Genomic DNA, 24,908 nt, shown 5'->3' with positions numbered 1-24,908 from the left:
ATCCAGCATCCGGCTCTTGGCGGTTTTCGGGGCAGCGCGATACCGTGGTCCGAGGGAGGCGATGTATTCGCGGATGCTCTGCGGGCCCATGATGCCTCCTGCGCCCTCGGTAACAGGGGTTATGAGGCATCAGGACTTCGCCCGGTAACATTATTTATGAGGCAGATCGCGCCGTTGACGGATCGCGGTTCCCGTGTTAGGATGGCCGGAGTGCTTTATTACTCTATCGCTTTATCGAGGTAAAGTATGCGCGAGCGCTGGCAACTGATCCCGGCCGGGACCCGCGATTGGCTGCCCCGGCAGGCCGCCCGCATCCGCGCGGCGACCGGCGGCGTGCTCGCGGAAGCCGCGCGTTGGGGGTACCGTGAGGTCGCCACCCCGACGCTCGAGTACCTCGACGTGCTGGTGCTGGGCGAGGGCGCCGGCGCCGCGGACCGGCTGTTCAAGCTGGTCGACCGCGGCGGCGAGCTGCTGGCGCTGCGGCCCGAGATGACGACGTCGGTCGCGCGACTCGTCGCGACGCGGCTTCGAGACGAGCCGCTGCCCCTGCGCACAGCCTACGCCGGTCAGGTCTTCCGCGGCCGCGAGGCCGGTTCCGCGCGCCTCCGGGAGTTCCCGCAGGTCGGGTGCGAATTGATCGGCGCGCGGGGCGTCGACGCCGACGCCGAGATCGTGGCGCTGGCGGTCGCGTCCCTCCGCGCGGCCGAGGCGCCGGCGTTCACCCTGAGCCTCGGGCACGTCGGATTTCTGCAGGGTGTGCTGGCCGGCCTGGACCTCTCGGAGGCGGACGCCGCCGACGTGCGGGCCCTCCTCTACCAGAAGGACTTCGTCGGCCTCCGCGATCTGCTGGAGCGCCACCGCGCGCCGGCCGAACGCCTCGACGCCCTCATGGCCCTGCCGGCCCTGCGGGGCGCCGGTGCCCTGGAGGACGCCCGCCGGCTGGTGCACACGCCGGCCGGCCGCGCCGTCGTCCGGGATCTCGAGGCCCTCGTCGAGGCGCTCACGGCGCACGGAGTCGCCGACACGGTGACGATCGACCTGAGCATCATTCGCGACTTCGACTATTACACCGGCATCGTCTTCGAGGGGCACACGGCGTCCCTCGGCGCGCCGCTGCTGGGCGGCGGCCGGTACGACGCCCTGCTCGAGCGGTTCGGGGTGTCGCTGCCCGCCACCGGGTTCGCGGTCCGGATCGAGCGGGTGCTGGCCGCGGAGACGGCGGAGGGTCCGGGAGGCGGTGCGCCGGAGTGGGCGCCGGACGCGATGGTCGCGTGGGAGCCGGGATGCCGCGGCGGCGCGGCGGCCTGCGCGCGGGCGCTTCGAGCGCACGGCCTCGCCGTCGTGCTGGAAGTGCTTGACCGGTCCTGGGACGAGGTGGCGGCGGAGGCGGCGCGGCGGGGTGTGCCGCGTGCGATCCTGGTCGGCAACGGAACGGCCCGCGTCCGGGAGGGCGAGGCCCCCGAGCGCACCGTGCCCGTGGCGGACCTCGCCGCCGGGGTGGCGGCCGGGACCGTGGCGCGCGAGACGGTGTCATGACGCGCGCGCGCGACCCACGCGGCGCGGACCTCGTGACGATCGCGGTGCCGTCCGGCCGCCTGCTCGACGACACGATGCAGACGCTCGAGGCGGCCGGATACGTCGACGGCGACGCCTGGCGCACGAGCCGCCGCCTCATCGTGCCCGGCACGACCCCGGCGATCCGGTGCCTGATCGCCAAGCCCGTCGATCTGCTCACCTATGTCGAGCACGGCGCGGCCGACCTCGGCGTGGCCGGCAAGGATGTGCTGCTCGAGCAGGGCCGCGACGTCTACGAATTGGTCGACCTCGGCTTCGGCGCGTGCCGCGGCGTGCTGGCGTTTCCCGAGCCGCTCGCCGGGACCTGGGAGCGCCTCGTGCCGCTCCGGATCGCCACGAAGTATCCCCGGATCACCGAACGGCACTTCGGGAGCCGGGGCCGGCCGGTCGAGATCATTCCGATGAACGGGACCGTGGAATTGGCGCCGCAGGTCGGCCTGGCCGACGGCATCATGGATCTCGTGATGAGCGGACGCACGCTGCGCGAGAACGGCCTCGTCGAAGTGGCCGAGCTCTTCCCGTCGACGGCGCGCCTCGTGGTCAACCGCGTCAGCCTGCGCAGCCGCGCCGGCGCCGTCGCGTCGGTGATCGACGGCCTGCGCGCCGCAGTGGCCCGGCCGGCGTCCCCCGCCGAGGGACTCACGCCGCCCGGCGTAGACGGAGGGACCCCGTGGACGTGATCCGGTTGGCCGACGCCTCGCCCGAGCGCCTGCAGCGGATTCTCCGCCGCTCGAGCGCGGAAATCTTCGATCCCGCGCGGATGGCCCACGTCGGCGCCATCATCGCGGACGTCGAGCAGCGCGGCGATGCCGCGATCGTGGAGGCGACGGCACGGTACGACGGCGTGGCGCTGCCGCCGGAGGGGCTCGCGGTCGCGGGCGACGAGGTGCGGCGCGCGCACGACGCGATCGACGACGGACTGCGGACGGCGCTGGTCGCCGCGATCGAGCGCACCCGCCGCTATAACGAGCGGCTGCGGCCCCCGTCGCTCGTCCTCGACGAGCTCGAAGCCGGTATTACGACCGGCGTGAAATGGTCGCCGGTGGACGCGGCCGGTCTCTACGTCCCGAGCGGCAAGGGTACGTTTCCGTCGACCCTCGTGACCCTCGTCACCCCGGCCGTCGTGGCCGGTGTGGACGAGATCGCGGTCGTGGTGGCGCCCCGGCCGGACGGCAGCGTGGATCCGGCGATTCTGGTCGCCGCCGACCTGCTCGGCGGGCCGCAGGTGTTCCGGTGCAACGGGGTGGCGGGCATCGCCGGGCTGGCCTGCGGGACGGCGACGCTGCCGCGCGTCCGCCTGCTGGGCGGGCCCGGCAACCCCTACGTCACGGCGGCGCAGATCGCGGTGCAGTCGCGGGGGGTGCGCCTCCTGTCGGTCCTCGGGCCAACCGAGTCAATGATCCTCGCCGACGAGGGCGCCGACGCGGACCGGCTCGCGCTCGACCTGTTGAACGAAGCGGAGCACGGCAGCGACTCCGCGGCGCTGCTCGTTACGGCGTCGGACGCGCTGGTGGCCGACGTCCAGGAGCACCTGCCGCGCTACCTGGCGCAGCTGCCGGAGCGCCGGCGCGCCTTTGCGGACGCGGCCATGCGCGACTACGGCGGCGCCGTCGTGGCCCGCTCGATGGAGGAGGCGGTCGCCTTCGTCAACCTCTACGCGCCCGAACACCTGCAGATCGCCACGCGCGATCCGCTCGCCACCCTCGCCGGCGTGCGGCATGCCGGCGAGGTGCTGCTGGGTCAGGACACGCCGTTCTCGGCCGCCAACTACGCGATCGGCGTCCCGGCTGCGCTGCCGACCAGCGGGTTCGCCCGCGTCGCCTCGGGGGTCACCGTGTTGAGCTATCTCAAAGCCACCTCGGTCGCCGCGCTCGATGCGCGGGGCCTCGCCGCGGTCCGGCCCGTCGTCGAGCGGCTCGGCCGGTACGAAGACTTCCCGGCACACGTGCTGGCGGTCACCGCCCGAGGATTGGACACGTGAGCCCCGTCTCGCGCGGGGCGAACGGCCGCACGGGACGCGCCTCGCGCGGCACGGGCGAGACGAAGGTCGAGGCGCGCTGGGACCTCGACGGCACGGGCCGGGCGGATCTCGCGACCGGCGTGCCGTTCCTCGATCACATGCTCGAGCAGATCGGGAGGCACGGCCGGTTCGACCTGTCCGTGGCGGCGTCCGGGGATCTCGAGGTGGACGCCCACCACACGGTCGAGGACGTGGGCGTCGCCCTCGGCCGCGCCTTCAAAGACGCCGTCGGCGACGGTGCCGGCATCTTCCGCTACGCGTCGGCCTACGCGCCGCTCGACGAGGCCCTCGTCCTCGCCGTGGTGGACGTGAGCGGCCGGCCGTACCTGCACTACGCGGTGCCGGTGGCGCGGCAGCGCCTCGGCGCCTACGACACCGACCTCACCGAGGAATTCTTTCGCGCCTTCGCGATGAACGCGGGCCTGACGCTCCACCTGATGCTCATCCACGGACGAAACGGCCACCACGTGATCGAGGCCGCGTTCAAGGCGCTGGCGCTCGCGCTCGATCGGGCGACGCAGCGGGATCCCCGCGTGACCGGGATCCCGTCGACCAAGGGAACGCTGGCGTGATCGTGATCGCGGACTATGGGGCCGGCAACCTCCACAGCATCAGCATGGGGCTTCGCCGGCAGGGGCTCGAGGTGCGGGTGACCGACGATCCGCGCGACCTCGACGGCGCCGCGGCCCTCGTCGTGCCGGGGGACGGCGCGTTCGGTCCGGCCATCGCCGAACTCCGCCGGCGCGGTTTCGCCGACCGGATCGTCGAGTACCTCCGCTCCGGCCGGCCGTTCCTCGGGATCTGTCTGGGAATGCAGCTGTTGTTCGAGGAGAGCAGCGAGGGCGGCCTGCACCGCGGTCTCGGCGTGCTGCCGGGCCGGGTCGTGCGTCTGCCCGCGGCGGTCAAGGTGCCGCACATGGGCTGGAACCAGTTGCGGGTCGACCGGCCGTCGCCGCTCCTCGACGGGATCGCGTCCGGCGCGTACGTCTACTTTGTGCACTCCTATCACTGCGCCCCGCCGGACCCCGCGCTCGTCGCGGCGACCGCGTCGTACGGCACGGAGATCGCGGCGGTGGCCGGAACCGGCAACGTCTGGGCGACGCAGTTTCATCCGGAGAAGTCCGGCGCGGTCGGCGAGCAGATCTTGCGCAACTTTGCGAGGTGGACGGCGGGTGTTGGTGCTGCCGGCGGTTGACATCCGAGGCGGCCGGGTGGTCCGGCTGATCCAGGGCGCGCGCGACCGCGAGCTCGTCTACGACGATCCCGTCGCCGCCTCGCAGCGCTGGACGGCGGCGGGGGCGCGGTGGCTCCACGTCGTGGATCTCGACGGGGCGTTCGGCGGCCGGCCCGGCAACCCGGACGCCGTGGAGCGGGTGCTCGCCTCGGCCGCGGTGCCGGTGCAGGTCGGGGGCGGGGTGCGGGATCTCCCGACGATCGAACGCCTCCTCGCCGCGGGGGCGGCCCGGGTTATCCTCGGCACGGCCGCGATCGGCTCCCCGGACCTCCTGCGGGACGCCTGCACGCGCTTCGGCGACCGGATCGCCGCGGCGATCGACGCCCGCGACGGACGCGTGGTGACCGAAGGCTGGACGACCGTGACGGACCTGAGCGCGACCGACGCCGCCGCGCGGGTGACGGACGCCGGCGTGCGGCGGATTGTCTACACGAACACGCGCCGCGACGGCATGCTGGGCGGTCCCGACCTCACCTCGCTCGCGGAGGTGCTGGCCGCGGTGCGCGTTCCGGTCATTGTGGCCGGCGGCGTGACGTCGGTCGAGGACGTGCGCCGGCTTCGGCCGTTCGAGTCCGCCGGTCTCGAGGGCGCGATCGTCGGCCGCGCGCTCTACGAGGGCAGCGTCCGGCTCGAAGCCCTGCTGACGGCGGCGGGCGACGCCGCGGAGGGTCCGTGATGCTGGCGCGCCGGGTCGTCGCGTGCCTCGACGTGAAGGACGGCCGCGTCGTGAAAGGCACGCGGTTCGTGAACCTGCGTGACGCCGGGGATCCCGTCGAGCTGGCCACCGTCTACGATCGGGAAGGCGCCGACGAGGTGGTGTTCCTCGACATCACGGCCAGCCACGAAGGCCGCGGGATCATGGAAACCGTCGTACGGCGCACCGCGGAGGTGCTGACGATCCCGTTCACGGTCGGCGGGGGACTGGCGACGGTCGGCGATCTTCGCCGGATGCTGCGGGCCGGCGCCGACAAGGTGGGCATCAACACCGCCGCGGTGCGGACGCCGAACCTGATCCGGGACGGCGCCGCGGAGTTCGGCAGTCAGTGCATCGTCGTCGCGATCGACGCCAGGTGCACCGGGACCGGCCGGTGGCAGGTCTACACGCACGGGGGCCGGCGGCCGGCGGGCCTCGACGCGGTCGCCTGGGCCGCGCGCGCCGCGGCGCTGGGGGCCGGGGAGATCCTGCTGACGAGCATGGATCACGACGGCCGCGAAGACGGCTTTGATCTCGAGCTCGTGCGGGCCGTGACCGGCGCCGTGCGGGTGCCGGTGATTGCCTCGGGCGGCGCCGGAACGCCGGCGCACTTCGTGGAGGCCGCGAGAGACGCCGGCGCGGACGCGGTGCTGGCCGCCTCTGTGTTTCACTATCGCACTTACAGCATCGCCGCGGTGAAGGCGGCGATGGCGGCGGCCGGAGTTCCGGTGCGGCCGGCGGTGGAGGGCCTCCTGGGATGAGCGACGCCGACAGGATCACGTACGACGCGTCGGGGCTGGTGACCGTCGTGGCCCAGGACGCGCACACCGGCGACGTGTTGATGGTCGCGCACATGACGCGGGAGGCCCTGGAACGCACGCTGGCCACGGGCCAGGCCTGGTACTGGAGCCGCAGCCGCCGCCGGCTCTGGAGAAAAGGCGAAACGTCCGGTCACACGCAGCGGGTCGTCGACGTCCGCGGCGACTGCGACGGCGACGCGATCGTCTTGAAGGTCGAGCAGACGGGCCCGGCCTGTCACACCGGCCGGCGGTCGTGCTTCTTCCGGACCGTCGCACCCGGCGGCCGCCTCGTGGAAGCGGACGGCGGCGCGTCCGGGGAGCCGGGGCCCGAGATCCTCGTGGAGTTGGCGGCGGTGCTCGCCGATCGGCGCCGCGCACCCAAGGCCGGGTCGTACACGGCGGGCCTCTTTGCCGAAGGCCTCGCCCGGCTCAACGAGAAGGTCATGGAGGAAGCGGCGGAGGTGGTCCGCGCGGCGCGCAAGGAGACGCCGGGGCGGCTCGTGGAAGAAGCGGCCGACCTCTGGTTCCACTCGCTGGCCCTGCTCATCTACCAGGGTATCGATCCCGCGCAGGTCTTCGCGGAGCTCGCCCGGCGGAGACGCTGAGGAACGGGGCTCGTGTGCGCTACGCGGTCTTCTCGGACGTCCATGGGAATCTCGAGGCCCTCGAGGCCGTGCTGGCGGACGCCGGCCGCCGGTCGCCGGACGCCTACCTGTGTCTGGGCGACGTGGTGGGCTATGGGCCCGATCCCAACGCATGTGTGGACCGCGTCCGCGGCCTCGGCGCCGCGGTCATTGCCGGGAACCACGATCGCGGGGCGGTGGGCCTGCTCGATACGGCGGCGTTCTCGCCGCTGGCCCGCGCGGCGATCGAGTGGACGGCCGGGGTGCTGACGCCGGAGAGCCGCGCCTTCCTCGCCGCGCTGCCCGACCGGCTGGAGTTCCCGACGTTTCTCGCCGTGCACGGGAGCCCGCGTGAACCGGTGGAGGAGTACATCCTGGATCTGCCCACCGCGCTCGCCGTGTTTGCCGAAAGCACCTTCACCGTGTGCCTCGTCGGGCACTCCCATCTGCCGGGAGTCTTCGTCTGCGACGCGGACGGACGCATCCGGGGGCAGGACCTGCGGCGGGGACACCCGGTGCGTCTTCTGCCGGCCGCCCGGTACATCATCAACGCCGGCAGCGTGGGCCAGCCGCGCGACGGCGATTCGCGCGCCGCCTATATGATCTTCGACGATGACGCCCGCACGGCGGCGCTCCACCGGCTGGCGTATCCGGTGGCCGAAACGCAGGCGAAGATGATGGCGCTCGGGCTCCCCCCGGTTCTGTCGCGCCGGCTCGCCGCCGGGACCTAGAAGCGCATCCGGAGGGAGCGCTTTTCGCACCGGCGAAGCGCTCGAACGTATCCCTGTCGCGGAGGGACGAGCGGTGAACGTACCAACCCGGTTGATGACCATCGACGATCTCCTCGCCATCCCGGTGCTCAACGATCCGCAACTGTCTCCGGACGGGACGCAGATCGCCTTCACGGTGACCCGCGCCGACCCCGACGCCAACACGTACCGCACCCACCTCTGGGTCGTGCCGGCGGCGGGCGGGGAACCGCGCCAACTCACCACGGCGTCGGCAAAGGAGACCTCCCCCCGCTGGTCCCCCGACGGCACCCGGCTCGTGTTCCTGTCCGACCGCGGCGGCGACAAACAGGTGTGGGTCATTGCCACGACGGGCGGCGAGGCGCGCCCGCTCACGTCCGGCAAGCTCGCGCCGGCGGATCCGGTCTGGTCCCCGGACGGCCGCTCGATCGCATTCGTGGGAAAACCCGAGGCGGATCGCGCGCGCAGCGAGAGCGGCGCCGCCGCCCCCGGCGTTGAATCCGACGTCAGAGTCATCTCGCGCCTGCGCTACAAGCAGGACGGCGAAGGTTTCTGGGACGGGCGTTGGAAGCAGATTTTTGTCGTCTCCGCCACCGGAGGCCCCGCGCGCCGGGTCACGGCCGGCGACTACGATCATCTGAGTCCCGCGTGGTCGCCCGACGGCGCGCTGCTCGCCTACACGGCCAACGCGTCCCCGGACGCGGATCTCAGCAACACAAGCGACGTGTGGGTCATCGGCGCCGGCGATGGCGGGACGCCGCGCCGGCTCACCGCGGGATTGGGCCCCCTGCAGGCGCCGGCATGGTCGCCCGACGGCCGGCTGCTCGCGTGCGTGGGGCACGATAACGCCTCCTGGGGCGCGACGAATTGGGGCGTGTGGACCGTGCCGGCGTCGGGCGGCGGCCCGGTCTGTCTCACCGCCCAGGAAGATCGCAGCGTCGGCCATCACATCATCACCGATGCGCGGGCCCACCCGTCCTCCGGCGGGCTGTGGTGGGCCGCGGACGGCCGGCGGGTGTTCTTCATGGTGACCGACGGCGGCAGCACGCAGATCGCCTCGATCGCGGCGCCGGAGGACGGCGCCGGGGTGAGCGGGACGCCGCCGGACCGCGCGTTCCGGTTCGAGACCCGCGGGGCGCACGAATTGATCGGTTGTTCGTTTGACCGCACCGCGCGGCGGGCCGCCTGCATCGAGAGCGATCCGCTGACGCCGGGCGAGATCGCGGTGTGCGATCTCGGGGGCGACCTCCGGCGCGTGACCGATCTCACGGGACCGGTCCTCCGGCCGATCGCGCTCGCGCGGCCGGAACGGATGCAATTCGAAACCGCCGAGGGCTGGACAGTCGAAGGCTGGGTGATGCGTCCGACCAACCCGATCCACGGGGAGCCGGTACCGGCCGTTCTCGAGATCCACGGCGGGCCGCACGGCGCGTACGGCCACGCGTTTTTCCACGAGTTTCAGGTGCTGGCGGCGCAGGGATACGCCGTGGTCTATCTCAATCCCCGGGGCAGCCAGGGCTACGGGCAGACCTTCACGGCCGGGACGCGCCACGACTGGGGCGGCAAAGACTACGAAGACCTCATGCACGGCCTGGATGCGGCGCTGGCCGCGCACCCCTGGATCGACGGCGAGCGTCTCGGGGTCGCCGGAGGCAGCTACGGCGGGTTCATGACGAACTGGATTGTGGGCCACACGCAGCGGTTCCGGGCGGCGGTGACGATGCGGAGCGTCAGCAACGCCTACAGCCAGTGGGGCACGTCCGACCTCGCGTACATGAAGGGGATGTGGGAGTATCCCGGCGATCCGTGGGAGGCGCCGCAGTTCTACCTCGAACGGTCACCGATTACCTACGTGCGCCAGATGCGCACGCCACTGCTCATTCTCCACAACGAGCAGGACCACCGCTGCCCGATCGAGCAGGGCGAGCAGTTGTTCGTCGCGCTGAAGAAGCAGGGGGTGCCGACCCTCTTTGTGCGGTTCCCCAACGAGAGCCACGACCTTTCGCGCAACGGACAGCCGCGCCACCGCCTGGAGCGCCTCCGGCACATCGTGGAGTGGTTCCGCACCTATCTCGCTCCCGCGGCGGCCGCCGCCCCGCCGGCCCCCGGCGCCCGGGACGCCGTCGCCGCCGACGAGTGACACGGATCTATACGAAGACGGGGGACGCCGGAGAGACCGGCCTGTTCGGCGGCCGGCGCGTCCGGAAAGACGATCCGCGGGTGTGCGCGTACGGCGCCGTCGACGAGCTGAACGCGGTGCTGGGCGTGGCGCGCGCGGCCGGGACGCCCGCGTCGATCGACCCCGTCCTCGAGCGCCTGCAGCACTACCTGTTCGACCTCGGGTCTGAGCTCGCGACGCCGCCCGCGGCCGCGGCGGCCGCGGGCGGCCACGCGAGCCACGTCACGGCGGCCTGGGTCGAGGCGCTGGAGCGGGAGATCGACCGCTTCGACGACGCGCTGCCGCCGCTGCGGGTCTTCATTCTGCCGGGCGGGACCCCCGCCGCCGCGGCCCTGCACCACGCCCGCACGGTCGCCCGCCGCGCCGAGCGCAAGATCGTGAGCCTCGCCGCACGCGAACCGGTGAACCCCGACCTGTTGAAATTCGTGAACCGGCTGTCAGACCTCTTGTTCGTCCTGGCGCGGGCCGCGAACCACGCCGCCGGCCGTCCGGACGTGGAGTGGCATCAGGCGCGGTAGGGCTACCGGCCGAATCGCCGCTGCCGCTGCTGGTAGCTGCGCAGGGCCCGCAGGAAGTCGACGTGGCGGAACGCGGGCCAGTAGACATCGCAGAAGTAGTACTCGCTGTACACGCTCTGCCACAGCAGGAATCCGCTGAGGCGCGTCTCCCCGCTCGTGCGGATGATCAGGTCGGGATCGTCGGCGCCCCCGGCGTACATGTGGCGCCCGATCTCTTCCGGAGTGAAGTGGCCGGCCAGGGCCTCGGCCGTCATGCCCGGCCGGAAGTGCGTCCGGACCAGGGACCGGACGGCGTCCGCGATCTCCTGGCGCCCGTTGTACCCGACGGCGATGTTCAAGAGACAGCCGTCGTGGCCGGCGGTGGCGCGCTCCGCGCCGGCGATCGCCCCGCGGAGCGAGGCGGGCAATGCCTCGAAGTGGCCGACCGCGCGGATACGGCGCCGGCTGCGGGCCGTCGCGGGATGCCGCGTCAGGTCGCCGATCTTCTGCTCGATGACCCCCAGCAACGGCAACACCTCGTCGGCGGGGCGTTCCAGGTTCTCGATGGACAGCACCCAGACCGTGACCTGGGGAATCCCGAGCGCCTCGCACCACTCGAGGACGTCGTCAACTTTGTCCGCGCCCCGTTGGTACGCGTCACGTGTGCTTAGCCCGGCCTCCTGCGCGTACCGCCGGTTGCCGTCCAGGATCAGGCCCACGTGCCGCGGCAGCGGCCCGCGGCGCAGCCGTCTGAGGAGCCGGCTTTCGTAGACGCGGTACAGGAGGCCGAGCAGCATCACTGGGTCTTCCGACGCAGCGATTTCCCGGTCGGTTCCGGCCTCGAGACCGCCGCCGGCGCTCCGGGCCGGTGTCGGGGTCGAGGCCGCGTTAGCCGGCGCGGCGGCTCAGCGCCCGTTCGATCTCCCCCATGAACGCCTCGGTCGTCAGGAACGGCTCGTCCGGCCCGATGAGCACGGCGAGGTCCTTCGTCATCTTGCCGCTCTCGACCGTCTCGACGCAGACCCGTTCGAGCGCGAGGGCGAAGTCGACGACGGCCGGCGTGCCGTCCATCTTCCCGCGGTACTGCAGGCCGCGGGTCCACGCGTAGATCGAGGCGATCGGGTTCGTCGACGTCGGCTTGCCCTGCTGGTGCAGGCGGTAGTGGCGCGTGACGGTGCCGTGCGCCGCTTCGGCTTCGACCGCCCGCCCGTCCGGGGACGTGAGGACCGACGTCATGAGGCCGAGCGACCCGTAGCCCTGCGCGATCGCGTCGGACTGCACGTCGCCGTCGTAGTTCTTGCACGCCCACAGATACCCGCCGGTCCACTTGAGGCTGGCCGCGACCATGTCATCGATCAGGCGATGCTCGTACGTGAGGCCGGCGGTCTCGAACCGCGCGCGGAAGTCGGCGTCGTAGACTTCCTGAAAGATATCCTTGAAGCGCCCGTCGTAGGCCTTGAGGATCGTGTTTTTCGTCGACAGATACACGGGGTACCCGCGGCCGAGCCCGTAGTTGAAGCACGCGCGGGCGAACCCGCGGATCGAGCCGTCGAGATTGAACATGCCGAGGGCGACGCCCGGCCCGTCGGCTTTGATGATCTCCCGCGTAATCGCCGCCTGCCCTCCCGCCCCGCCTGCGGGGTGACCAGGGGCCCCGCCCGCGGGGTGGTCGGGGGCCGGCGTGAACACGAGCGTGAGCGTGCCGGGCCCCGGGAAGCGGAAGTCCTGCGCCCGGTACTGGTCGCCGAACCCGTGGCGGGCGACGACGACCGGCTTGTCCCACTGGGGGACCAGGCGCGGGACGTTGCGGCAGATGATCGGCTCGCGGAAGATGGTGCCGTCGAGAATGTTGCGGATGGTCCCGTTGGGGCTCCGCCACATCTGCTTGAGCGAGAACTCCCTGACCCGCGTCTCGTCCGGCGTGATCGTGGCGCACTTGACGCCGACGCCGTGCTCGCGCACGGCGTGCGCCGCATCGACCGTGATCCGGTCGTCGGTCTCGTCGCGCCGCTGGATCGAGAGATCGTAGTACTTGAGGTCGACGTCGAGGTACGGCACGATCAGCCGCTCGCGGATCCAGTGCCACATGATCCGCGCCATCTCGTCGCCGTCCATCTCGACGAGCGGACGTTTCACCGTGATCTTCGCCATGACGGGCTCCTTCGTGCCGGCCGTCCCGCCCCGCGAAGCGGGGTCGCGGGCCCGCCGGCGGGTTACTTGCGCTCGCCCTCGCGCGGGAGTGGGGCGGCCGGGCCCCGGTAGGGCAGCGGCACGTACTCGACGGACGGCCGCCGCCGTCCCGCCTGCGGGTACAGCTCCATCAACTGGTAGACGGTGCGCGGCATCTCCGTCGACACCGTGAAACCGAGCGTGCGCGCTTCCGTCACGGTGATCGGATAATCGTGCGTCCACCGCCCGGTGGCGAGCTGGTCGGCGAGGGCCGCGGCCGGCTCGGGCGCGAGGCGGCGGGCCGCCAGCTCGACGACGGCGGCGTGGACCTGGCGCAGCGCCTTTTTCGCCACATCCGCGAGGATCAGCGTGTCGTCGTCCACCCGTTCGATCGGCTTGCGCTCCGCGACCCCGACCAGGGATGCCGCGGGGTACTGGCCGATCTGCGGATCGACCGGACCGAGCACCGCGTGCGCGTCCATGATGATCTCGTCGGCGGCGAGCGCGATCAGCGTCCCCCCGGACATCGCGTAGTGCGGGACGAAGACGGTAACCCGGCCGCGGTGGTCGGCCAGCGCGCGCGCGATCTGCTCCGCGGCCAGCACGAGTCCGCCCGGCGTGTGCAGGATCACGTCGATCGGCAGGTCGGATGGCGTGAGACGGATCGCGCGCAGCAGATCCTCGGAATCCTGGATGTCGATGTAGCGGGCGATCGGAATGCCGAGCAGCGCGACGGTCTCCTCCCGGTGGATCAGCGCGATCACGCGGCTCCCGCGCGCGCGCTCGAGGCCCTGCAGCGCCCGCAGGCGCGCGACCTGCTGCCACTGGCGTTGGAGAATCGGTTGAATGAACGAGATCAGGAAGAGAATCCAGAAGAGATTGCTGAGGTTCACCGGCGTCCTCCGCTGTGGAGCCCTTCGCGCCCGGGCGTATAGTATGCCGCGGAGAAGGAAACCCCCTTGTATGACCCGAACCGTGGAGAGAGATTCTTCGGATCGCCGAGTCGGCCAACCCGGACGGTTCCCATGAGCGAGCAGGCGGTCGAACGTTCATACGCGGCCGGAATTCCGTGGTGGCTGCAGCCGGCCGCCACGGTCACGGTGCTCACGGCGTTCGGCATCTACTCGATTTGGGTGGCGCTGCAGGGGCACGGGTATGTGGCCCCCTACCTCTCGCCCTTCTATTCGCCGCCGGTCCGGGTCAGCGGCATCCCCCTTTCGCCGGCGTTCTGGGTGCTCTGGGCGCCGCTCGGGTTCCGCGCCACGTGCTATTACTACCGCAAGGCGTACTACCGCTCATACTTTCTCGATCCGGTCTCCTGCATGGTGCCGGAGCGCCGCGGCGGCTACGCCGGCGAGACGCGGTTTCCGTTCATCCTCAGCAACTTCCACCGGTACTTTCTCTACGCCGCCATCATCGTGCTGCTCTTCCTATGGAAGGACGCGATCGACACGTTCTTCCCCGGCGGCCGGCCGTCGGTGCATCTCGGATCGCTGCTCTTTCTCGCGAACGTCGTCCTGCTCTCCGGCTACACGTTCGGCTGCCACGCCTTCCGGCACCTGGCGGGCGGCAACCTCGACTGCTACTCGTGCGCGCGGGGGGGCGCGCTGCGCGCGCGGCTCCGCACCGGCGTCGGCCGGCTGACGGCGCACCACGCCGCGTGGGCGTGGCTCAGCCTGTTTTCGGTCGGGCTGGCCGACGTGTACGTCCGGCTGCTCGGGGCCGGCGTGATCATCGATCCGCGAGTGTTCTGACCGGCGCGACCGCGATGAGAGGGAGACGGGCTCGTGGCTGACTGGTACGAACCGCATCAGTACGACGTCCTGATCGTCGGCGCGGGCGGCGCCGGACTGCGCGCCGCGATCGCGGCCGCCGACGCCGGCGTGTCGGTCGGCCTCATCAGCAAGTGTCTGCTCGGCAAGGCGCACACGGTGATGGCCGAGGGCGGGATCGCCGCCGCGCTCGGCAACCTGGACGCGCAGGACAACTGGGAAGTGCACTTCGCCGACACCATGCGCGGCGGGCAGCTGATCAACGACTATCGCATGGTCGAGATCTTCGCCCGCGAAGCGCCCGAGCGCGTCTACGAGTTGGAGCGCTGGGGCGGGCTCTTCGACCGGACGCCGGACGGGCGGATTCTCCAGCGGCCGTTCGGCGCGCACACGTACCGGCGGCTCTGCCACGTCGGCGACCGGACCGGGCTCGAGCTGATCCGCACGCTCCAGGAAAAGGCGATCCACTGCGGCATCGACGTGCACATGGAAGTGACGTTGACGCGCCTGCTCCGGGACGGTGACCGGATCGCGGGCGCGTTCGGCTACCGGAAGGAGACGGGCCGGTTCGTCATGTTTCGCGCGAAGGCCGTGGTGTTCGCCACCGGCGGCTGGGGCAAGCTGTACAAGGTGACCAGCAACTCGTGGGACTGCACCGGCGACGGGTGCGCGATGGCCTACGAGGCCGGGGCGGAACTGATGGACATGGAGATGGTGCAGTTCCACCCCACCGGCATGGTGTGGCCGCCCGGCGTCCGCGGCATCCTCGTCACCGAGGCGGTGCGGGGCGAAGGCGGGATCCTCCGCAACTCGGAAGGCGAGCGCTTCATGGAGCGCTACGATCCGAAGAAGAAGGACCTCAGCAGCCGGGACGTTGTCGCCCGGTCGATTTACAAGGAGGTCCAGGCGGGCCGCGGGACACCGCACGGCGGCGCGTGGCTCGACGTCACCCAGCGGGGCGCGGACTTCATCAAGAAGAAGCTGCCCAGCATGTACGAGCAGTTCCTCAAGCTGGCGGACATCGACATCACGAAGTCTCCGATGGAAGTCGCCCCGACGATCCATTATGTCATGGGCGGCGTGCGGGTCGAGCCGGGGACCGGAGTCACGACCGTGCCGGGGTTGTTTGCCGCCGGCGAGGTGGCCGCCGGACTCCACGGGTCCAACCGGCTCGGCGGCAACTCGCTGAGCGACCTCATCGTGTTCGGCAAGCGCGCCGGGGAGCACGCGGCGCAGTATGCGCAGGGGCTGGCGGAGGCGCCGGGCGTCGACGATGCCCAGGCGGGCGAGGAGCGGCGGCTGCTGCAGCGGCCGTTCGAAAGCGGGGGGACGGAGAATCCGTACGTCCTGCACGACGAGCTGCAGGCGGTCATGGCCGAGCACGCGGGGATCGCGCGCACCGGCGAGGGCCTCCGTCAGGGACTCGAGAAGATCCTGGCCCTGCAGGGGCGGACCGAGCGCCTGCGCGCCGGCGGCTCGTTGCTCTACAATCCCGGATGGCACGAGTGCCGGGACGTGCGCTTCATGCTGACGCTGGCCGAAGCGATCTTCCGCTCCGCGATCGAGCGCGAGGAGAGCCGGGGCGCGCACTGGCGGCTCGATTTCCCCGACCAGAGCCCGGAGTGGGGCCGGCGGAACATGATCGTCGTCAGGGAGGGGGACCGCATGGCGGTCCGCGCGCGCCCGGTGCCGCAGATGCCGCCGGAGCTCGCCCGCCTCGTGCAGGGCGAGACGGCCGTCAAGACCACATGAACCGCGCCGGGCGGGAGGACGAAAGCCGAGATGGCTGATCAGATCTTCCACGTCTTCCGAGGCGACGCCTCGGGCGGAACGCTCACGGAGTACGCCGTCCCGCCGATAGAAGGCATGGTGGTCCTCGATGCGATCCACTACATCCAGGCCCACCACGACACGACGCTGGCGTGCCGTTGGAACTGCAAGGCGGCCAAATGCGGGTCGTGCAGCGCCGAGATCAACGGCAAGCCGCGTCTCATGTGCCAGGCCCGGGTCGACGCGTTCCACGGCGCGCCCATCACGGTGCGGCCGATCAAGGTGTTTCCGCTCATCCGGGACCTCGTGACGGACGTCTCGTGGAACTACCGTGTGAACAAGGAGATCCCGCCGTTCACGCCGCGGCCGGACGAGCCGACGCCGTACCGGATGTCGTCCGACGACGTGGAGCGGCTTTTCGAGTTCCGGAAGTGCATCGAGTGCTTCCTGTGCCAGGACGTCTGTCACGTGCTCCGCGAGCACGGCGGCACCGACCGGTACTACGGTCCGCGCTTCATGGTGCGGATCGCGGCGCTGGAGATGCATCCCAAGGACACGCTGACGCGCACGGACCTGCTGCGGGGCAAGGGCGGGATCGGCTACTGCAACATCACGAAGTGCTGCGAAGAGGTCTGCCCCGAGCACATCCACATCACGGACAACGCGATCATCCCGCTGAAGGAGCGCGTGGCGGACGATCAGTTCGATCCGTGGCGCGCGCTGCTCCGCGCCTTCGGCGGGCGGAAGGAGCCGCGGGGCACGTAGCGGTCGGGAGAGGGGAGTCTCCGGTGGCACGCACCCGCGCGAAGGTCTCCATCGTCGGCGCCGGCAACGTCGGACACTCGGCGGCGCAGTGGATCGTCTCCCGGCGGCTGGCCGACGTCGTCCTCGTCGACGTCATCGAGGGCATGCCGCAGGGCAAGGCGCTCGACCTCGGCGAGGCCGGTCCCATCGAGGGATTCGACCTCCGGGTGACCGGCACGAACCGGTACGACGAGACCGAAGGTTCCGACGTCGTCGTCATCGTCGCCGGCGTGGCCCGCAAGCCGGGCATGAGCCGCGAGGACCTCCTGACCGTGAACGCCGGGATCGTGCGCGGCGTCACGCAGGAGGTGACGAAGCGGTCGCCCGACGCCTGCCTGATCGTCGTGACGAACCCGCTCGACGCGATGGTCTACCTCGCCTACAAGACGAGCGGGTTCCCGCCCGAGCGCGTGATGGGCCAGAGCGGCGCGCTCGACGGGACCCGGTTTCGGACGTTCATCGCCGAGGCCGCCGGGGTGTCGGTGCTCGACGTCGCGGCGATGGTGGTGGGCGCGCACAGCGACACCCACATGGTGCCGCTCGCCAGCCGCGCCACGATCGGGGGGCTGCCGCTCGCGCAGTGGCTGCCGGCCGACACAATCGCAGCGGTCGTCGAACGAACCCGCAAGGGCGGGGCGGAGATCGTCAGTTTGTTGAAGACCGGGAGCGCCTTCTTCGCGCCCGGCGCGGCCATCACGCAGATGGTCGAGGCGATCCTCCTCGATCGCCGCCGCGTCCTGCCGGTCTCCGCGTATCTCAGCGGCCAGTACGGCGTGCGCGACCTCTACGTCGGGACGCCGGTCGTGCTCGGCGCGGCCGGCATCGAACGCATCCTCGAAGTCCCGCTGGCCGCGGACGAGCGCACGGCCTTCGACGCCGCGGTGGCCAGCATCCGCGAGAGCGTCGCGCTCCTCAAGCTGTAACCGATGAAGCTGCACGAATACCAGGCCAAGGACGTCTTTGCGCGGTACGGCCTGCCGGTGCAGGCCGGCCACGTGATCGACCGGCCGGAGGCCGTCCGCGGGCTCCCCGTCACCTATCCCGTGGTCGTGAAGGCGCAGGTGCTGGTCGGCGGGCGCGGCAAGGCCGGCGGTGTCCGGCTCGCGGCCACGCCGGCCGAGGCCGAGGCGCACGCGCGGGCGATCCTCGGGATGGACATCAAAGGCGAGCGGGTGGGCCGCGTGCTCGTCGTCGAGGCCGCCGACATCGCAGCCGAATACTACCTCGCCTTCGTGACCGATCGCGCGGCGCGCCGCGTCGCCGGGATCGCGTCGGCCGCCGGCGGGGTCGAGATCGAGACCGTCGCCAAAGAGTCGCCGGAGAAGATCGCGCGGCTCGACGTGGATCCGTGCCTCGGGGTGCCGGCGTTCGCCGCGCGCGGACTGGGGCGGCGCCTCGGGCTGACCGGATCGCTGCTCGACGATTTTGCGCGGATCGCCTCCGCCCTCTACCGGCTGTACTGGGAAGAGGACGCCGATCTCGCGGAGATCAATCCGCTGGCGCGGGTCGGGGACCACCTGCTCTGCGTGGACGCGAAGCTCGTGCTCGACGACAGCGCCGCGTACCGGCACCGCGACCGGCCCCCCGCGGAGGAGATGACGGCGCTCGAGCGCGAGGCCCGCGACCACGGGCTGGCCTACGTCGAGCTCGACGGCGACATCGCGGTGATCGGCAACGGGGCCGGCCTCGTGATGAGCACGCTCGACCTTCTGGCGCACGTCGGCGGCCGCGCGGCCAACTTCCTCGACGTCGGCGGCGGGGCCAGCGCGGAAGGGATGCAGACGGCGATCGACCTCGTGCAGCGGAAACCCGGCGTGCGGGCCCTGTTCATCAACATCTTCGGCGGGATCACGCGCGGCGATGACATCGCGCGCGGCATCGTGCAGCATCCGCCCCGCGTCCCGGCGAGCATCCGGATCACCGGCACCAACGAGGCGGAGGCCCGGCGCATCCTGAGCGACGCGGGGTTCGCCGCGGGCACCGACCCGGAGGCCGGCGCCAGGACCGCCGTGGCGCTGGCGCGGCAGGCCGGGGGAGGCGGGCGGTAGTGGCCGTGCTGGTCGGCCGGGAGACCCGGCTGCTCGTCCAAGGGATCACGGGGTACCAGGGGGCCTTCCACACCAAGCAGAGCCTCGACGCCGGGACCGCGGTCGTGGCCGGCGTGACGCCGGGCAAGGGCGGGATGCGCGTTCACGACGTGCCGGTGTTCGACACCGTGGACGAGGCGGTGCGGGCCACCGGCGCCAACGCGTGTGTGCTGTTCGTGCCGGCCCGCTTCGCGCGCGACGCGGCGCTCGAGGCGATCGCGGCGCGCCTCGACCCGGTCGTGATCATTACCGAGGGCGTGCCCGTGCACGACGCGATCGAGATCGTAGCCTACGCCCGGCGGCAGGGCGTGCGGCTGGTCGGGCCCAACGGGCCGGGCGTCACGACAGCCGGACAGTGCCGCGTCGGGATCATGCCGTGGCACCTGTTCACGCCGGGTCCCGTGGGCGTCGTCTCGCGCAGCGGCACCCTGACGTACGAAGTCGTCGCCGGCCTCACGCAGGCGGGGCTGGGGCAATCGACCGCCGTCGGCCTCGGCGGCGATCCGGTCGTCGGGACGTCGTTTGTCGAGGCGCTGGCGTGGTTCGGCGCCGACCCCGGCACCCGGGCCGTCGTGCTGATCGGGGAGATCGGCGGCAGCGCCGAGGAGGACGCCGCCCGCCACATTGCCCGCGACTTGAAAAAACCGGTCGTCTCGTACATCGCCGGCCGCACCGCCCCGCCCGGCAAGCGGATGGGCCACGCGGGGGCGGTGATTTCCGGCACAGAGGGCACCGCAGAGCACAAGGTCGCAGCGCTCGAGGCCGCGGGGGTGGCCGTGGCGCCGCTCGTCAGCGCCGTGCCGGAGCTGGTCCGCGCCCGGCTGTAGCCCGCGCCCGCGCCGGGCCGCCCAGGGGGCGGTCCTGGTATAATGGGGTGACATGGGGTTTCTGATCCGCTGGCTGATCAACGCCGTGGCGCTGTATCTCACGGCGCTGATCGTGCCCGGCGTCCAGGTCGCAAGCTTCGGCGGGGCGGTGCTGGCCGCGCTCGTACTCGGCATCGTCAACGCCGTGATCCGGCCGGTGGTGCTGGCCCTGACCCTGCCGTTCAATATTCTGACCCTCGGCCTGTTCACATTCGTCGTCAACGCCTTCATGCTGTACATCGTCGCCTGGGTGACCCACCAGCTGGTGCTCCGGAGCGTGCTCGCGGCGTTCGTCGGCGCGATCGTCCTCAGCGTCGCGAGCTTCATCCTCTCGCGCCTCGTGGCCGACGCATGAAGTCGCTCCAGCCTGCGCCTCCCGCTGGCGCCCCATCTGGCGCGGGGCAGGCGGGACCGGCCGCCACCGACGACATCGAGTTCCTGATCGTCACCGGCCTGAGCGGCGCCGGCAAGTCCCAGGCCACGAACGCGCTCGAGGACCTCGGGTTTTTCTGCGTCGACAACCTGCCGCCGGCGCTCGTGACGAAGTTCGCCGAGATCGTCCGTGAGTCGCAGGGCCGCATCCGCCGGGTCGCCCTGGTCATGGACGTACGGGGCGGCGAGTTCTTCAATTCGCTCGACGCCGCGCTGGCCGCGCTGGCGGGGATGGGGATCCGCGCGCAGATCCTGTTTCTCGACGCGTCGGACGAGGTTCTCGTCCGACGGTTCGAAGAGACGCGGCGGAAGCACCCGCTCGGCGGCAGCGTCCTCGACGGCATCCGCAGCGAGCGGCGCCGGCTTCAGCCGCTCAAGGAGCGCGCGCACAAGGTGATCGATACGAGCGCGCTCACCGCGCGGGAGCTGCGCGAGGAGCTGGCCGAGGCGTTCGTGCGGCCCGCCGCGCACCGCACCCTGACCGTGGGCGTGACGTCGTTCGGCTACAAGTACGGCATCCCGATCGACGCGGATCTCGTGTTCGACGTCCGGTTTCTGCCAAACCCTCACTACGTCGAGACGTTGCGCGCGCTGCCGGGCAGCAGTCCCGAGGTGCGCGAGTACGTGCTGAGCTCGGACGACACGCGCGAATTCCAGCGGCGGCTTCACGACATGCTCGGGTATCTCCTGCCGCGCTACACGGCGGAGGGCAAATCGCACCTGACGATCGCGGTCGGCTGCACCGGCGGGAAGCACCGGTCGGTCGTCATCGGCGAGGACCTGGCGCGCTTCATCCGCTCCCTCGGCTACGCCGTGCGGCTGAAGCACCGCGACGTGCGAAAAGAATGAGCCCCGACTCCGCGGGGCGGCACGGCCCCGACTCCGCGGGGCACGGCCGCGCCGGCCGCGGGACCCACCGCCTGCGCAACACGGTGCGGTATTGGATCCGGTGGCTAGAGCCGGGCCTCGGCATAAAGCGCTACATCGTCGTCATCGCCCTGGGCGTGCTGCTGGTCAGCACCGGCGTGGCGCTGATCGTGGACGTGAAGCTGCTCGGCGTGCTGGAACTTGCGGTCATCCGGGCGGCCGACGTCGCGTACGCCGTGACGGGCCACGTGCTCTCGCCCGTGATGGGCGGGACCGTGCTCCTGCTCGCCGGCCTCGGGCTGATCGCCTACGGGCTGCGCGCGACGATCCGGTCGATCGTCGACGTGTTTCTGCCCCGCGGCGATCCGCGGCTGGTCGAGCTGCTGGTCCAACAGCGCGCGCTCCAGCGCGGGCCGAAGATCGTGGCGCTCGGCGGCGGGACGGGCCTCGGCACGCTGCTGCGCGGCCTGAAGAAGGTCTCGACGAACATCACCGCGGTCGTGACCGTCTTCGACGACGGCGGCTCCTCGGGGCGGCTGCGGCGCGAGCAGGGCATCCTGCCGCCGGGCGACATCCGCAACTGTCTCGTGGCCCTCGCCGAAGCGGAGCCGCTGATGACCCGGCTGTTCGAGCACCGGTTCAAGGGCGGCGAGCTCGACGGGCACAGCTTCGGCAATCTGTTCATCGCCAGCATGTCGCAGGTGACCGGCGACCTCGAGACCGCGGTCAAGGAGAGCGGCAAGGTGCTGGCCATCCGCGGGCGCGTGCTCCCGACGACGCTGCACGACGTCACCCTCTGCGCCGAGTTCGACGACGGCACCGCGATCGACGGGGAATCGGCGATCACCGGGGCCGGCAAGACCGTCCGCCGGGTCTACCTCCGGCCGGCGTCGGTGCCGCCGCTCGCGGACGTGCTCGAGGCGATCGCGGACGCGGACCTCATCGTGCTCGGGCCCGGCAGCCTCTACACGAGCGTGCTGCCGAACCTGCTCGTGGACGGCGTGGTGGACGCCATCCGGCGCGCGCCCGCGGTCAAGACGTACATCTGCAACGTGATGACCCAGCACGGCGAGACGCGCGGGTTCAAAGCCTCCGACCACGTCCGCGTCCTGCTCGACGAGGGCGGGCGCGGGCTGTTCCACTACGTGCTCGTCAACACGCGGCCGCCGCGCAGCCCGTCGCTACTCGCGCGATACGCGCAGGAGCGGGCGGAGCCGGTCGGCGCCGACGTCGCGGCCGTCGAGGCGCTCGGCTGCCGGTGCGTGGCGGAAGATCTGCTGAGCGAGGACGGACTGGTCCGCCACGACGCGCGCAAGGTCACGGCCGTCCTGCTGCGCCTCTTGTCGACCGTCTCGCCGGAGCTGCGCCGGATCCCGCCTCCGCAGCCGCTCCTCGGCGATTCTCGCGGGGACGGCGTCGCGACCGCGGCCCCGGCGTACGAGCGGGCCAGGAAGGGTTGACACTCGGCGGCGGCGCATACTACGATCAGCCACGCGCCCACGCGACGACTCCAGCGAACGCGCCACGCGTCCACGCACTCGACCCGGCCTAGGAGTACTGCGGCGCCGTGGGGCGCGGCCGCGGAGCCGGGCCGGAAGGGGGGACGACGATGCTGCTCGATTGGGGCTACGTCGCCATCTTTGCGCTGGTCGGCGCAGGGATGGTCGCGCTCCCGCTCCTCATCATCTGGCTGATTTCCCCCCGCAGCAATTATCCGCAGAAGTTCGAGACGTACGAGTCCGGCGTGCCGACGATCGGGCAGGCCTGGTCGCAGTTCAACGTGCGGTACTACCTGTTTTCGCTGGTCTTCGTCGTCTTCGACGTGGAGATCATCTACCTGTATCCCTGGGCGGTCGTCGCCCGCAGCCTCGGCGCGCTCGCGTTTTGGGAGATGCTGGTGTTCCTCGTGATCCTGGTGCTCGGCCTGGTCTACGCGTGGCGGCGCGGCGCCCTGGAGTGGGTGTAGGAGACCGCGGCGGCGATGGCCTGGACGTCCGAAGTTCTGCGCGCGATCGTCGGAACGATCATCATCTTTTCGGCGGTCGCGTTCATCGGCGTGATGTTCGGCGTGCTGCTGGAGCGAAAGATCAGCGCCTGGATGCAAAGCCGCCTCGGGCCGAAGCACGTCGGTCCGCAGGGGCTGCTGCAGACGCTCGCCGACACCCTCAAGCTCATGCAGAAAGAGAACATCGTGCCGAGCCGCGCGGACCGCCTGATCTTTGCCAGCGCGGTCATCGTGGTGCCGCTCGCGGCGCTCCTCGACTACGTCGTCATCCCGTTCGGCACCACCCGGTCCGGCCCGCTCATCTATCGCGACCTCAACATCGGGGTGCTGTACTTCGCGGCCACCTCGTCGCTCGTCGTGGTCGGAATCCTCATGGCGGGGTGGGGGTCGAACAACAAGTACGCGCTGCTCGGCGGCCTGCGGGCGGCGGCGCAGATGGTCACCTACGAGATTCCGATCGGCCTGGCGCTCGTGACCGTCGCGCTAATGGCCGGCTCGCTGTCCACGGTCACCATCGTCAACGGCCAGGCCCGCCTGTGGTACATCGTGGTGCAGCCGGTGGCGTTCCTGATCTTCCTCGTCGCCTCCACGGCCGAGGTGAACCGCATCCCCTTCGACCTGGTGGAAGCGGAGAGCGAACTCGTCGCCGGGTACTCCTCCGAGTACAGCGGCATGCGGTTCGCGCTCTTCCAGATGGGCGAGTACGGCGAGATGTTCGCGATGGCGGCGATGGCCGTGACGCTGTTCCTCGGCGGCTGGCGGGGATGGCCGTGGCTGCCGCCGTTGGTGTGGTTCCTGATCAAACTGTACGCCCTCGTCTTCGTGTTCATGTGGGTGCGGTGGACGTACCCGCGCTTCCGCATCGACCAGATGCTCAATTTTTCCTGGAAGGTGCTGATCCCCGTGGCGGTCCTGAACCTCGTCGTGACGGCGTTCTTCGTGGTGGTGCGGTGAGCGGGGAGGCCATCGCCTTCTACCTGCTGTCCGCGATCACGCTCGGCGCCGGGGCCGTGGTCGTCACCAGCCGCAACATCGTGCACAGCGCGGCGGCGCTCGTGCCCGCCTTCCTCGGCGTCACCGGGCTGTACATCCTGCTGAACGCGGAGTTCGTGGCCGGCATCCAGGTCCTGATCTACGCCGGGGCGATCACCGTGCTGATCCTGTTCGCGATCATGCTGACGGAGGGCGGCACCGGGCTCGGCTTCCGCCAGCGCAACGAGCAGGGCGTCGTGGGCGCGGCGGTGGCCGCGGCGATGGCGGTGCTGCTCATCGCCGTCGCGGTCCGGACCGGCTGGGTGCCCGGGACGGGCACGCTGCCGAGTTACACGCCGGGGGCGATCGGGCAGAGCTTCCTGCGCCAGAACATCCTGGTCTTCGAAGGCACGTCGATCGTGCTGCTCGTCTCGCTGATGGGCGCGATCCTGATCGCGCGGCGGGAGGACTGAGCGGCCGATGGCGCCGGGGCTGACGCACTACCTGGTCGTCAGCGCGCTCCTGTTCGCGCTGGGGCTGTTTGCGGTCGTGACCCGCCGCAACGGCGTCGCCATTCTGATGGGGATCGAGCTCATGCTCAACGCCGCGAACATCAACCTCGTGGCGTTCAACCGGTTCGTCGCGCCGGGCGCGATGCAGGGGCAGATCTTCGCGCTGATCGTGATCACGCTCGCCGCCTGCGAGGCGGCGGTCGGGCTGGCGTTGGTGCTCACGGCCTACCGCACGCTGGAGACGATCTACGTCGACGAGATCAACCTCATGAAGTGGTAGC

At 71.2% G+C, this 24,908-nt stretch carries 27 protein-coding genes; 24 read left to right on the top strand and 3 right to left on the bottom strand.

Annotation, left to right across the window (positions count from 1 at the left end; all coding sequences use genetic code 11):
- The first annotated feature begins 246 nt into the window (after nt 1–246).
- From hisZ to VGZ23_05915, 11 genes are all read left to right on the top strand, one after another.
- Nucleotides 247–1,536, top strand: coding sequence for an ATP phosphoribosyltransferase regulatory subunit (gene hisZ / locus VGZ23_05965; GenBank protein HEV2357140.1), 1,290 nt, complete (start codon nt 247–249; stop codon nt 1,534–1,536).
- Nucleotides 1,533–2,255: an ATP phosphoribosyltransferase gene (gene hisG, locus VGZ23_05960; protein ID HEV2357139.1), complete on the top strand. Its 723-nt coding sequence runs from the start codon at nt 1,533–1,535 to the stop codon at nt 2,253–2,255. The genes hisZ and hisG overlap by 4 nt, the downstream gene beginning before the upstream one ends.
- Complete coding sequence (hisD, locus tag VGZ23_05955) at nt 2,246–3,556, top strand: histidinol dehydrogenase (protein ID HEV2357138.1); 1,311 nt, start codon at nt 2,246–2,248, stop codon at nt 3,554–3,556. Before hisG ends, hisD begins: the two co-directional genes overlap by 10 nt.
- Nucleotides 3,553–4,167: an imidazoleglycerol-phosphate dehydratase HisB gene (gene hisB / locus VGZ23_05950; GenBank protein ID HEV2357137.1), complete on the top strand. Its 615-nt coding sequence runs from the start codon at nt 3,553–3,555 to the stop codon at nt 4,165–4,167. The genes hisD and hisB overlap by 4 nt, the downstream gene beginning before the upstream one ends.
- A complete protein-coding gene (gene hisH, locus VGZ23_05945) occupies nt 4,164–4,790 on the top strand; it encodes an imidazole glycerol phosphate synthase subunit HisH (protein HEV2357136.1) in 627 nt (208 codons plus the stop codon). The genes hisB and hisH overlap by 4 nt, the downstream gene beginning before the upstream one ends.
- Nucleotides 4,774–5,505 carry a 1-(5-phosphoribosyl)-5-[(5-phosphoribosylamino)methylideneamino]imidazole-4-carboxamide isomerase gene (hisA, locus tag VGZ23_05940; GenBank protein HEV2357135.1) on the top strand — a complete coding sequence of 244 codons (732 nt, stop codon included), beginning with the start codon at nt 4,774–4,776 and terminating at the stop codon, nt 5,503–5,505. Before hisH ends, hisA begins: the two co-directional genes overlap by 17 nt.
- Entirely contained in the window at nt 5,505–6,284 is a 780-nt protein-coding gene (gene hisF, locus VGZ23_05935) for an imidazole glycerol phosphate synthase subunit HisF (protein ID HEV2357134.1), read from the top strand. Before hisA ends, hisF begins: the two co-directional genes overlap by 1 nt.
- Nucleotides 6,281–6,928 carry a bifunctional phosphoribosyl-AMP cyclohydrolase/phosphoribosyl-ATP diphosphatase HisIE gene (hisIE, locus tag VGZ23_05930; protein ID HEV2357133.1) on the top strand — a complete coding sequence of 216 codons (648 nt, stop codon included), beginning with the start codon at nt 6,281–6,283 and terminating at the stop codon, nt 6,926–6,928. The genes hisF and hisIE overlap by 4 nt, the downstream gene beginning before the upstream one ends.
- Before the next feature lie 14 nt (nt 6,929–6,942).
- Complete coding sequence (locus VGZ23_05925) at nt 6,943–7,677, top strand: metallophosphoesterase family protein (protein ID HEV2357132.1); 735 nt, start codon at nt 6,943–6,945, stop codon at nt 7,675–7,677.
- Nucleotides 7,678–7,750: 73 nt separating this feature from the next.
- Nucleotides 7,751–9,835: a S9 family peptidase gene (locus tag VGZ23_05920; protein ID HEV2357131.1), complete on the top strand. Its 2,085-nt coding sequence runs from the start codon at nt 7,751–7,753 to the stop codon at nt 9,833–9,835.
- Complete coding sequence (locus VGZ23_05915) at nt 9,832–10,392, top strand: cob(I)yrinic acid a,c-diamide adenosyltransferase (GenBank protein ID HEV2357130.1); 561 nt, start codon at nt 9,832–9,834, stop codon at nt 10,390–10,392. Before VGZ23_05920 ends, VGZ23_05915 begins: the two co-directional genes overlap by 4 nt.
- Nucleotides 10,393–10,394: 2 nt before the next feature.
- Here the strand turns inward: VGZ23_05915 and uppS are convergent, their stop codons facing one another.
- From uppS to VGZ23_05900, 3 genes are all read right to left on the bottom strand, one after another.
- Complete coding sequence (gene uppS, locus VGZ23_05910) at nt 10,395–11,168, bottom strand: polyprenyl diphosphate synthase (GenBank protein ID HEV2357129.1); 774 nt, start codon at nt 11,166–11,168, stop codon at nt 10,395–10,397.
- Between the two features lie 91 nt (nt 11,169–11,259).
- On the bottom strand, nt 11,260–12,522 hold the full coding sequence (locus VGZ23_05905; protein HEV2357128.1) for an NADP-dependent isocitrate dehydrogenase: 1,263 nt from the start codon (nt 12,520–12,522) through the stop codon (nt 11,260–11,262).
- Between the two features lie 62 nt (nt 12,523–12,584).
- The gene (locus tag VGZ23_05900) at nt 12,585–13,433 is read right to left on the bottom strand and encodes a hypothetical protein (GenBank protein ID HEV2357127.1); all 849 of its coding nucleotides are present in this window, start codon (nt 13,431–13,433) and stop codon (nt 12,585–12,587) included.
- A gap of 132 nt (nt 13,434–13,565) precedes the next feature.
- Here VGZ23_05900 and VGZ23_05895 point away from each other — a divergent pair, with 132 nt between their 5' ends.
- The 13 genes from VGZ23_05895 to nuoK all read left to right on the top strand — a co-directional run bounded on the left by VGZ23_05895 (nt 13,566) and on the right by nuoK (nt 24,907).
- Nucleotides 13,566–14,294: a succinate dehydrogenase gene (locus VGZ23_05895; protein ID HEV2357126.1), complete on the top strand. Its 729-nt coding sequence runs from the start codon at nt 13,566–13,568 to the stop codon at nt 14,292–14,294.
- Between the two features lie 33 nt (nt 14,295–14,327).
- On the top strand, nt 14,328–16,064 hold the full coding sequence (locus tag VGZ23_05890; protein HEV2357125.1) for an FAD-binding protein: 1,737 nt from the start codon (nt 14,328–14,330) through the stop codon (nt 16,062–16,064).
- A 30-nt stretch (nt 16,065–16,094) separates the two neighbouring features.
- Nucleotides 16,095–16,847: a succinate dehydrogenase/fumarate reductase iron-sulfur subunit gene (locus tag VGZ23_05885; protein ID HEV2357124.1), complete on the top strand. Its 753-nt coding sequence runs from the start codon at nt 16,095–16,097 to the stop codon at nt 16,845–16,847.
- A gap of 23 nt (nt 16,848–16,870) precedes the next feature.
- Complete coding sequence (gene mdh / locus VGZ23_05880; protein HEV2357123.1) at nt 16,871–17,809, top strand: malate dehydrogenase; 939 nt, start codon at nt 16,871–16,873, stop codon at nt 17,807–17,809.
- 3 nt (nt 17,810–17,812) lie between these two features.
- Complete coding sequence (sucC, locus tag VGZ23_05875; GenBank protein ID HEV2357122.1) at nt 17,813–18,934, top strand: ADP-forming succinate--CoA ligase subunit beta; 1,122 nt, start codon at nt 17,813–17,815, stop codon at nt 18,932–18,934.
- The gene (sucD, locus tag VGZ23_05870) at nt 18,934–19,800 is read left to right on the top strand and encodes a succinate--CoA ligase subunit alpha (protein ID HEV2357121.1); all 867 of its coding nucleotides are present in this window, start codon (nt 18,934–18,936) and stop codon (nt 19,798–19,800) included. The genes sucC and sucD overlap by 1 nt, the downstream gene beginning before the upstream one ends.
- 52 nt (nt 19,801–19,852) lie before the next feature.
- Entirely contained in the window at nt 19,853–20,194 is a 342-nt protein-coding gene (locus VGZ23_05865) for a phage holin family protein (protein HEV2357120.1), read from the top strand.
- Complete coding sequence (gene rapZ / locus VGZ23_05860; GenBank protein HEV2357119.1) at nt 20,191–21,120, top strand: RNase adapter RapZ; 930 nt, start codon at nt 20,191–20,193, stop codon at nt 21,118–21,120. Before VGZ23_05865 ends, rapZ begins: the two co-directional genes overlap by 4 nt.
- Nucleotides 21,117–22,598, top strand: coding sequence for a gluconeogenesis factor YvcK family protein (locus tag VGZ23_05855; GenBank protein ID HEV2357118.1), 1,482 nt, complete (start codon nt 21,117–21,119; stop codon nt 22,596–22,598). The genes rapZ and VGZ23_05855 overlap by 4 nt, the downstream gene beginning before the upstream one ends.
- 200 nt (nt 22,599–22,798) lie before the next feature.
- Nucleotides 22,799–23,104, top strand: a complete 306-nt coding sequence (locus VGZ23_05850) for an NADH-quinone oxidoreductase subunit A (GenBank protein HEV2357117.1) — start codon at nt 22,799–22,801, stop codon at nt 23,102–23,104.
- A 15-nt stretch (nt 23,105–23,119) separates the two neighbouring features.
- Nucleotides 23,120–24,097, top strand: coding sequence for an NADH-quinone oxidoreductase subunit NuoH (gene nuoH / locus VGZ23_05845; GenBank protein HEV2357116.1), 978 nt, complete (start codon nt 23,120–23,122; stop codon nt 24,095–24,097).
- Nucleotides 24,094–24,588 (top strand): NADH-quinone oxidoreductase subunit J, encoded by a 495-nt coding sequence (locus VGZ23_05840; protein HEV2357115.1) that lies wholly within the window; start codon nt 24,094–24,096, stop codon nt 24,586–24,588. Before nuoH ends, VGZ23_05840 begins: the two co-directional genes overlap by 4 nt.
- A gap of 7 nt (nt 24,589–24,595) precedes the next feature.
- Entirely contained in the window at nt 24,596–24,907 is a 312-nt protein-coding gene (nuoK, locus tag VGZ23_05835) for an NADH-quinone oxidoreductase subunit NuoK (GenBank protein HEV2357114.1), read from the top strand.
- The last annotated feature ends 1 nt before the right edge of the window (nt 24,908 follow it).

The organism is bacterium (assembly GCA_035945995.1).
GTDB lineage: Bacteria > Sysuimicrobiota > Sysuimicrobiia > Sysuimicrobiales > Segetimicrobiaceae > DASSJF01.
Note: the sequence above shows the minus strand (reverse complement) of the source record. Positions and strands in the feature narration are given on the sequence as shown.

Bases quoted from the DNA above. Each gene is read 5' to 3' on its own strand.
- hisZ (HEV2357140.1), top strand. From the start codon at position 247: ATGCGCGAGCGCTGGCAACTGATCCCGGCCGGGACCCGCGATTGGCTG.
- hisG (HEV2357139.1), top strand. From the start codon at position 1,533: ATGACGCGCGCGCGCGACCCACGCGGCGCGGACCTCGTGACGATCGCG.
- hisF (HEV2357134.1), top strand. From the start codon at position 5,505: ATGCTGGCGCGCCGGGTCGTCGCGTGCCTCGACGTGAAGGACGGCCGC.
- hisIE (HEV2357133.1), top strand. From the start codon at position 6,281: ATGAGCGACGCCGACAGGATCACGTACGACGCGTCGGGGCTGGTGACC.
- uppS (HEV2357129.1), bottom strand. From the start codon at position 11,168: ATGCTGCTCGGCCTCCTGTACCGCGTCTACGAAAGCCGGCTCCTCAGA.
- VGZ23_05905 (HEV2357128.1), bottom strand. From the start codon at position 12,522: ATGGCGAAGATCACGGTGAAACGTCCGCTCGTCGAGATGGACGGCGAC.
- VGZ23_05895 (HEV2357126.1), top strand. From the start codon at position 13,566: ATGAGCGAGCAGGCGGTCGAACGTTCATACGCGGCCGGAATTCCGTGG.
- VGZ23_05885 (HEV2357124.1), top strand. From the start codon at position 16,095: ATGGCTGATCAGATCTTCCACGTCTTCCGAGGCGACGCCTCGGGCGGA.
- sucC (HEV2357122.1), top strand. From the start codon at position 17,813: ATGAAGCTGCACGAATACCAGGCCAAGGACGTCTTTGCGCGGTACGGC.
- VGZ23_05865 (HEV2357120.1), top strand. From the start codon at position 19,853: ATGGGGTTTCTGATCCGCTGGCTGATCAACGCCGTGGCGCTGTATCTC.
- rapZ (HEV2357119.1), top strand. From the start codon at position 20,191: ATGAAGTCGCTCCAGCCTGCGCCTCCCGCTGGCGCCCCATCTGGCGCG.
- VGZ23_05855 (HEV2357118.1), top strand. From the start codon at position 21,117: ATGAGCCCCGACTCCGCGGGGCGGCACGGCCCCGACTCCGCGGGGCAC.
- VGZ23_05850 (HEV2357117.1), top strand. From the start codon at position 22,799: ATGGTCGCGCTCCCGCTCCTCATCATCTGGCTGATTTCCCCCCGCAGC.
- nuoH (HEV2357116.1), top strand. From the start codon at position 23,120: ATGGCCTGGACGTCCGAAGTTCTGCGCGCGATCGTCGGAACGATCATC.
- nuoK (HEV2357114.1), top strand. From the start codon at position 24,596: ATGGCGCCGGGGCTGACGCACTACCTGGTCGTCAGCGCGCTCCTGTTC.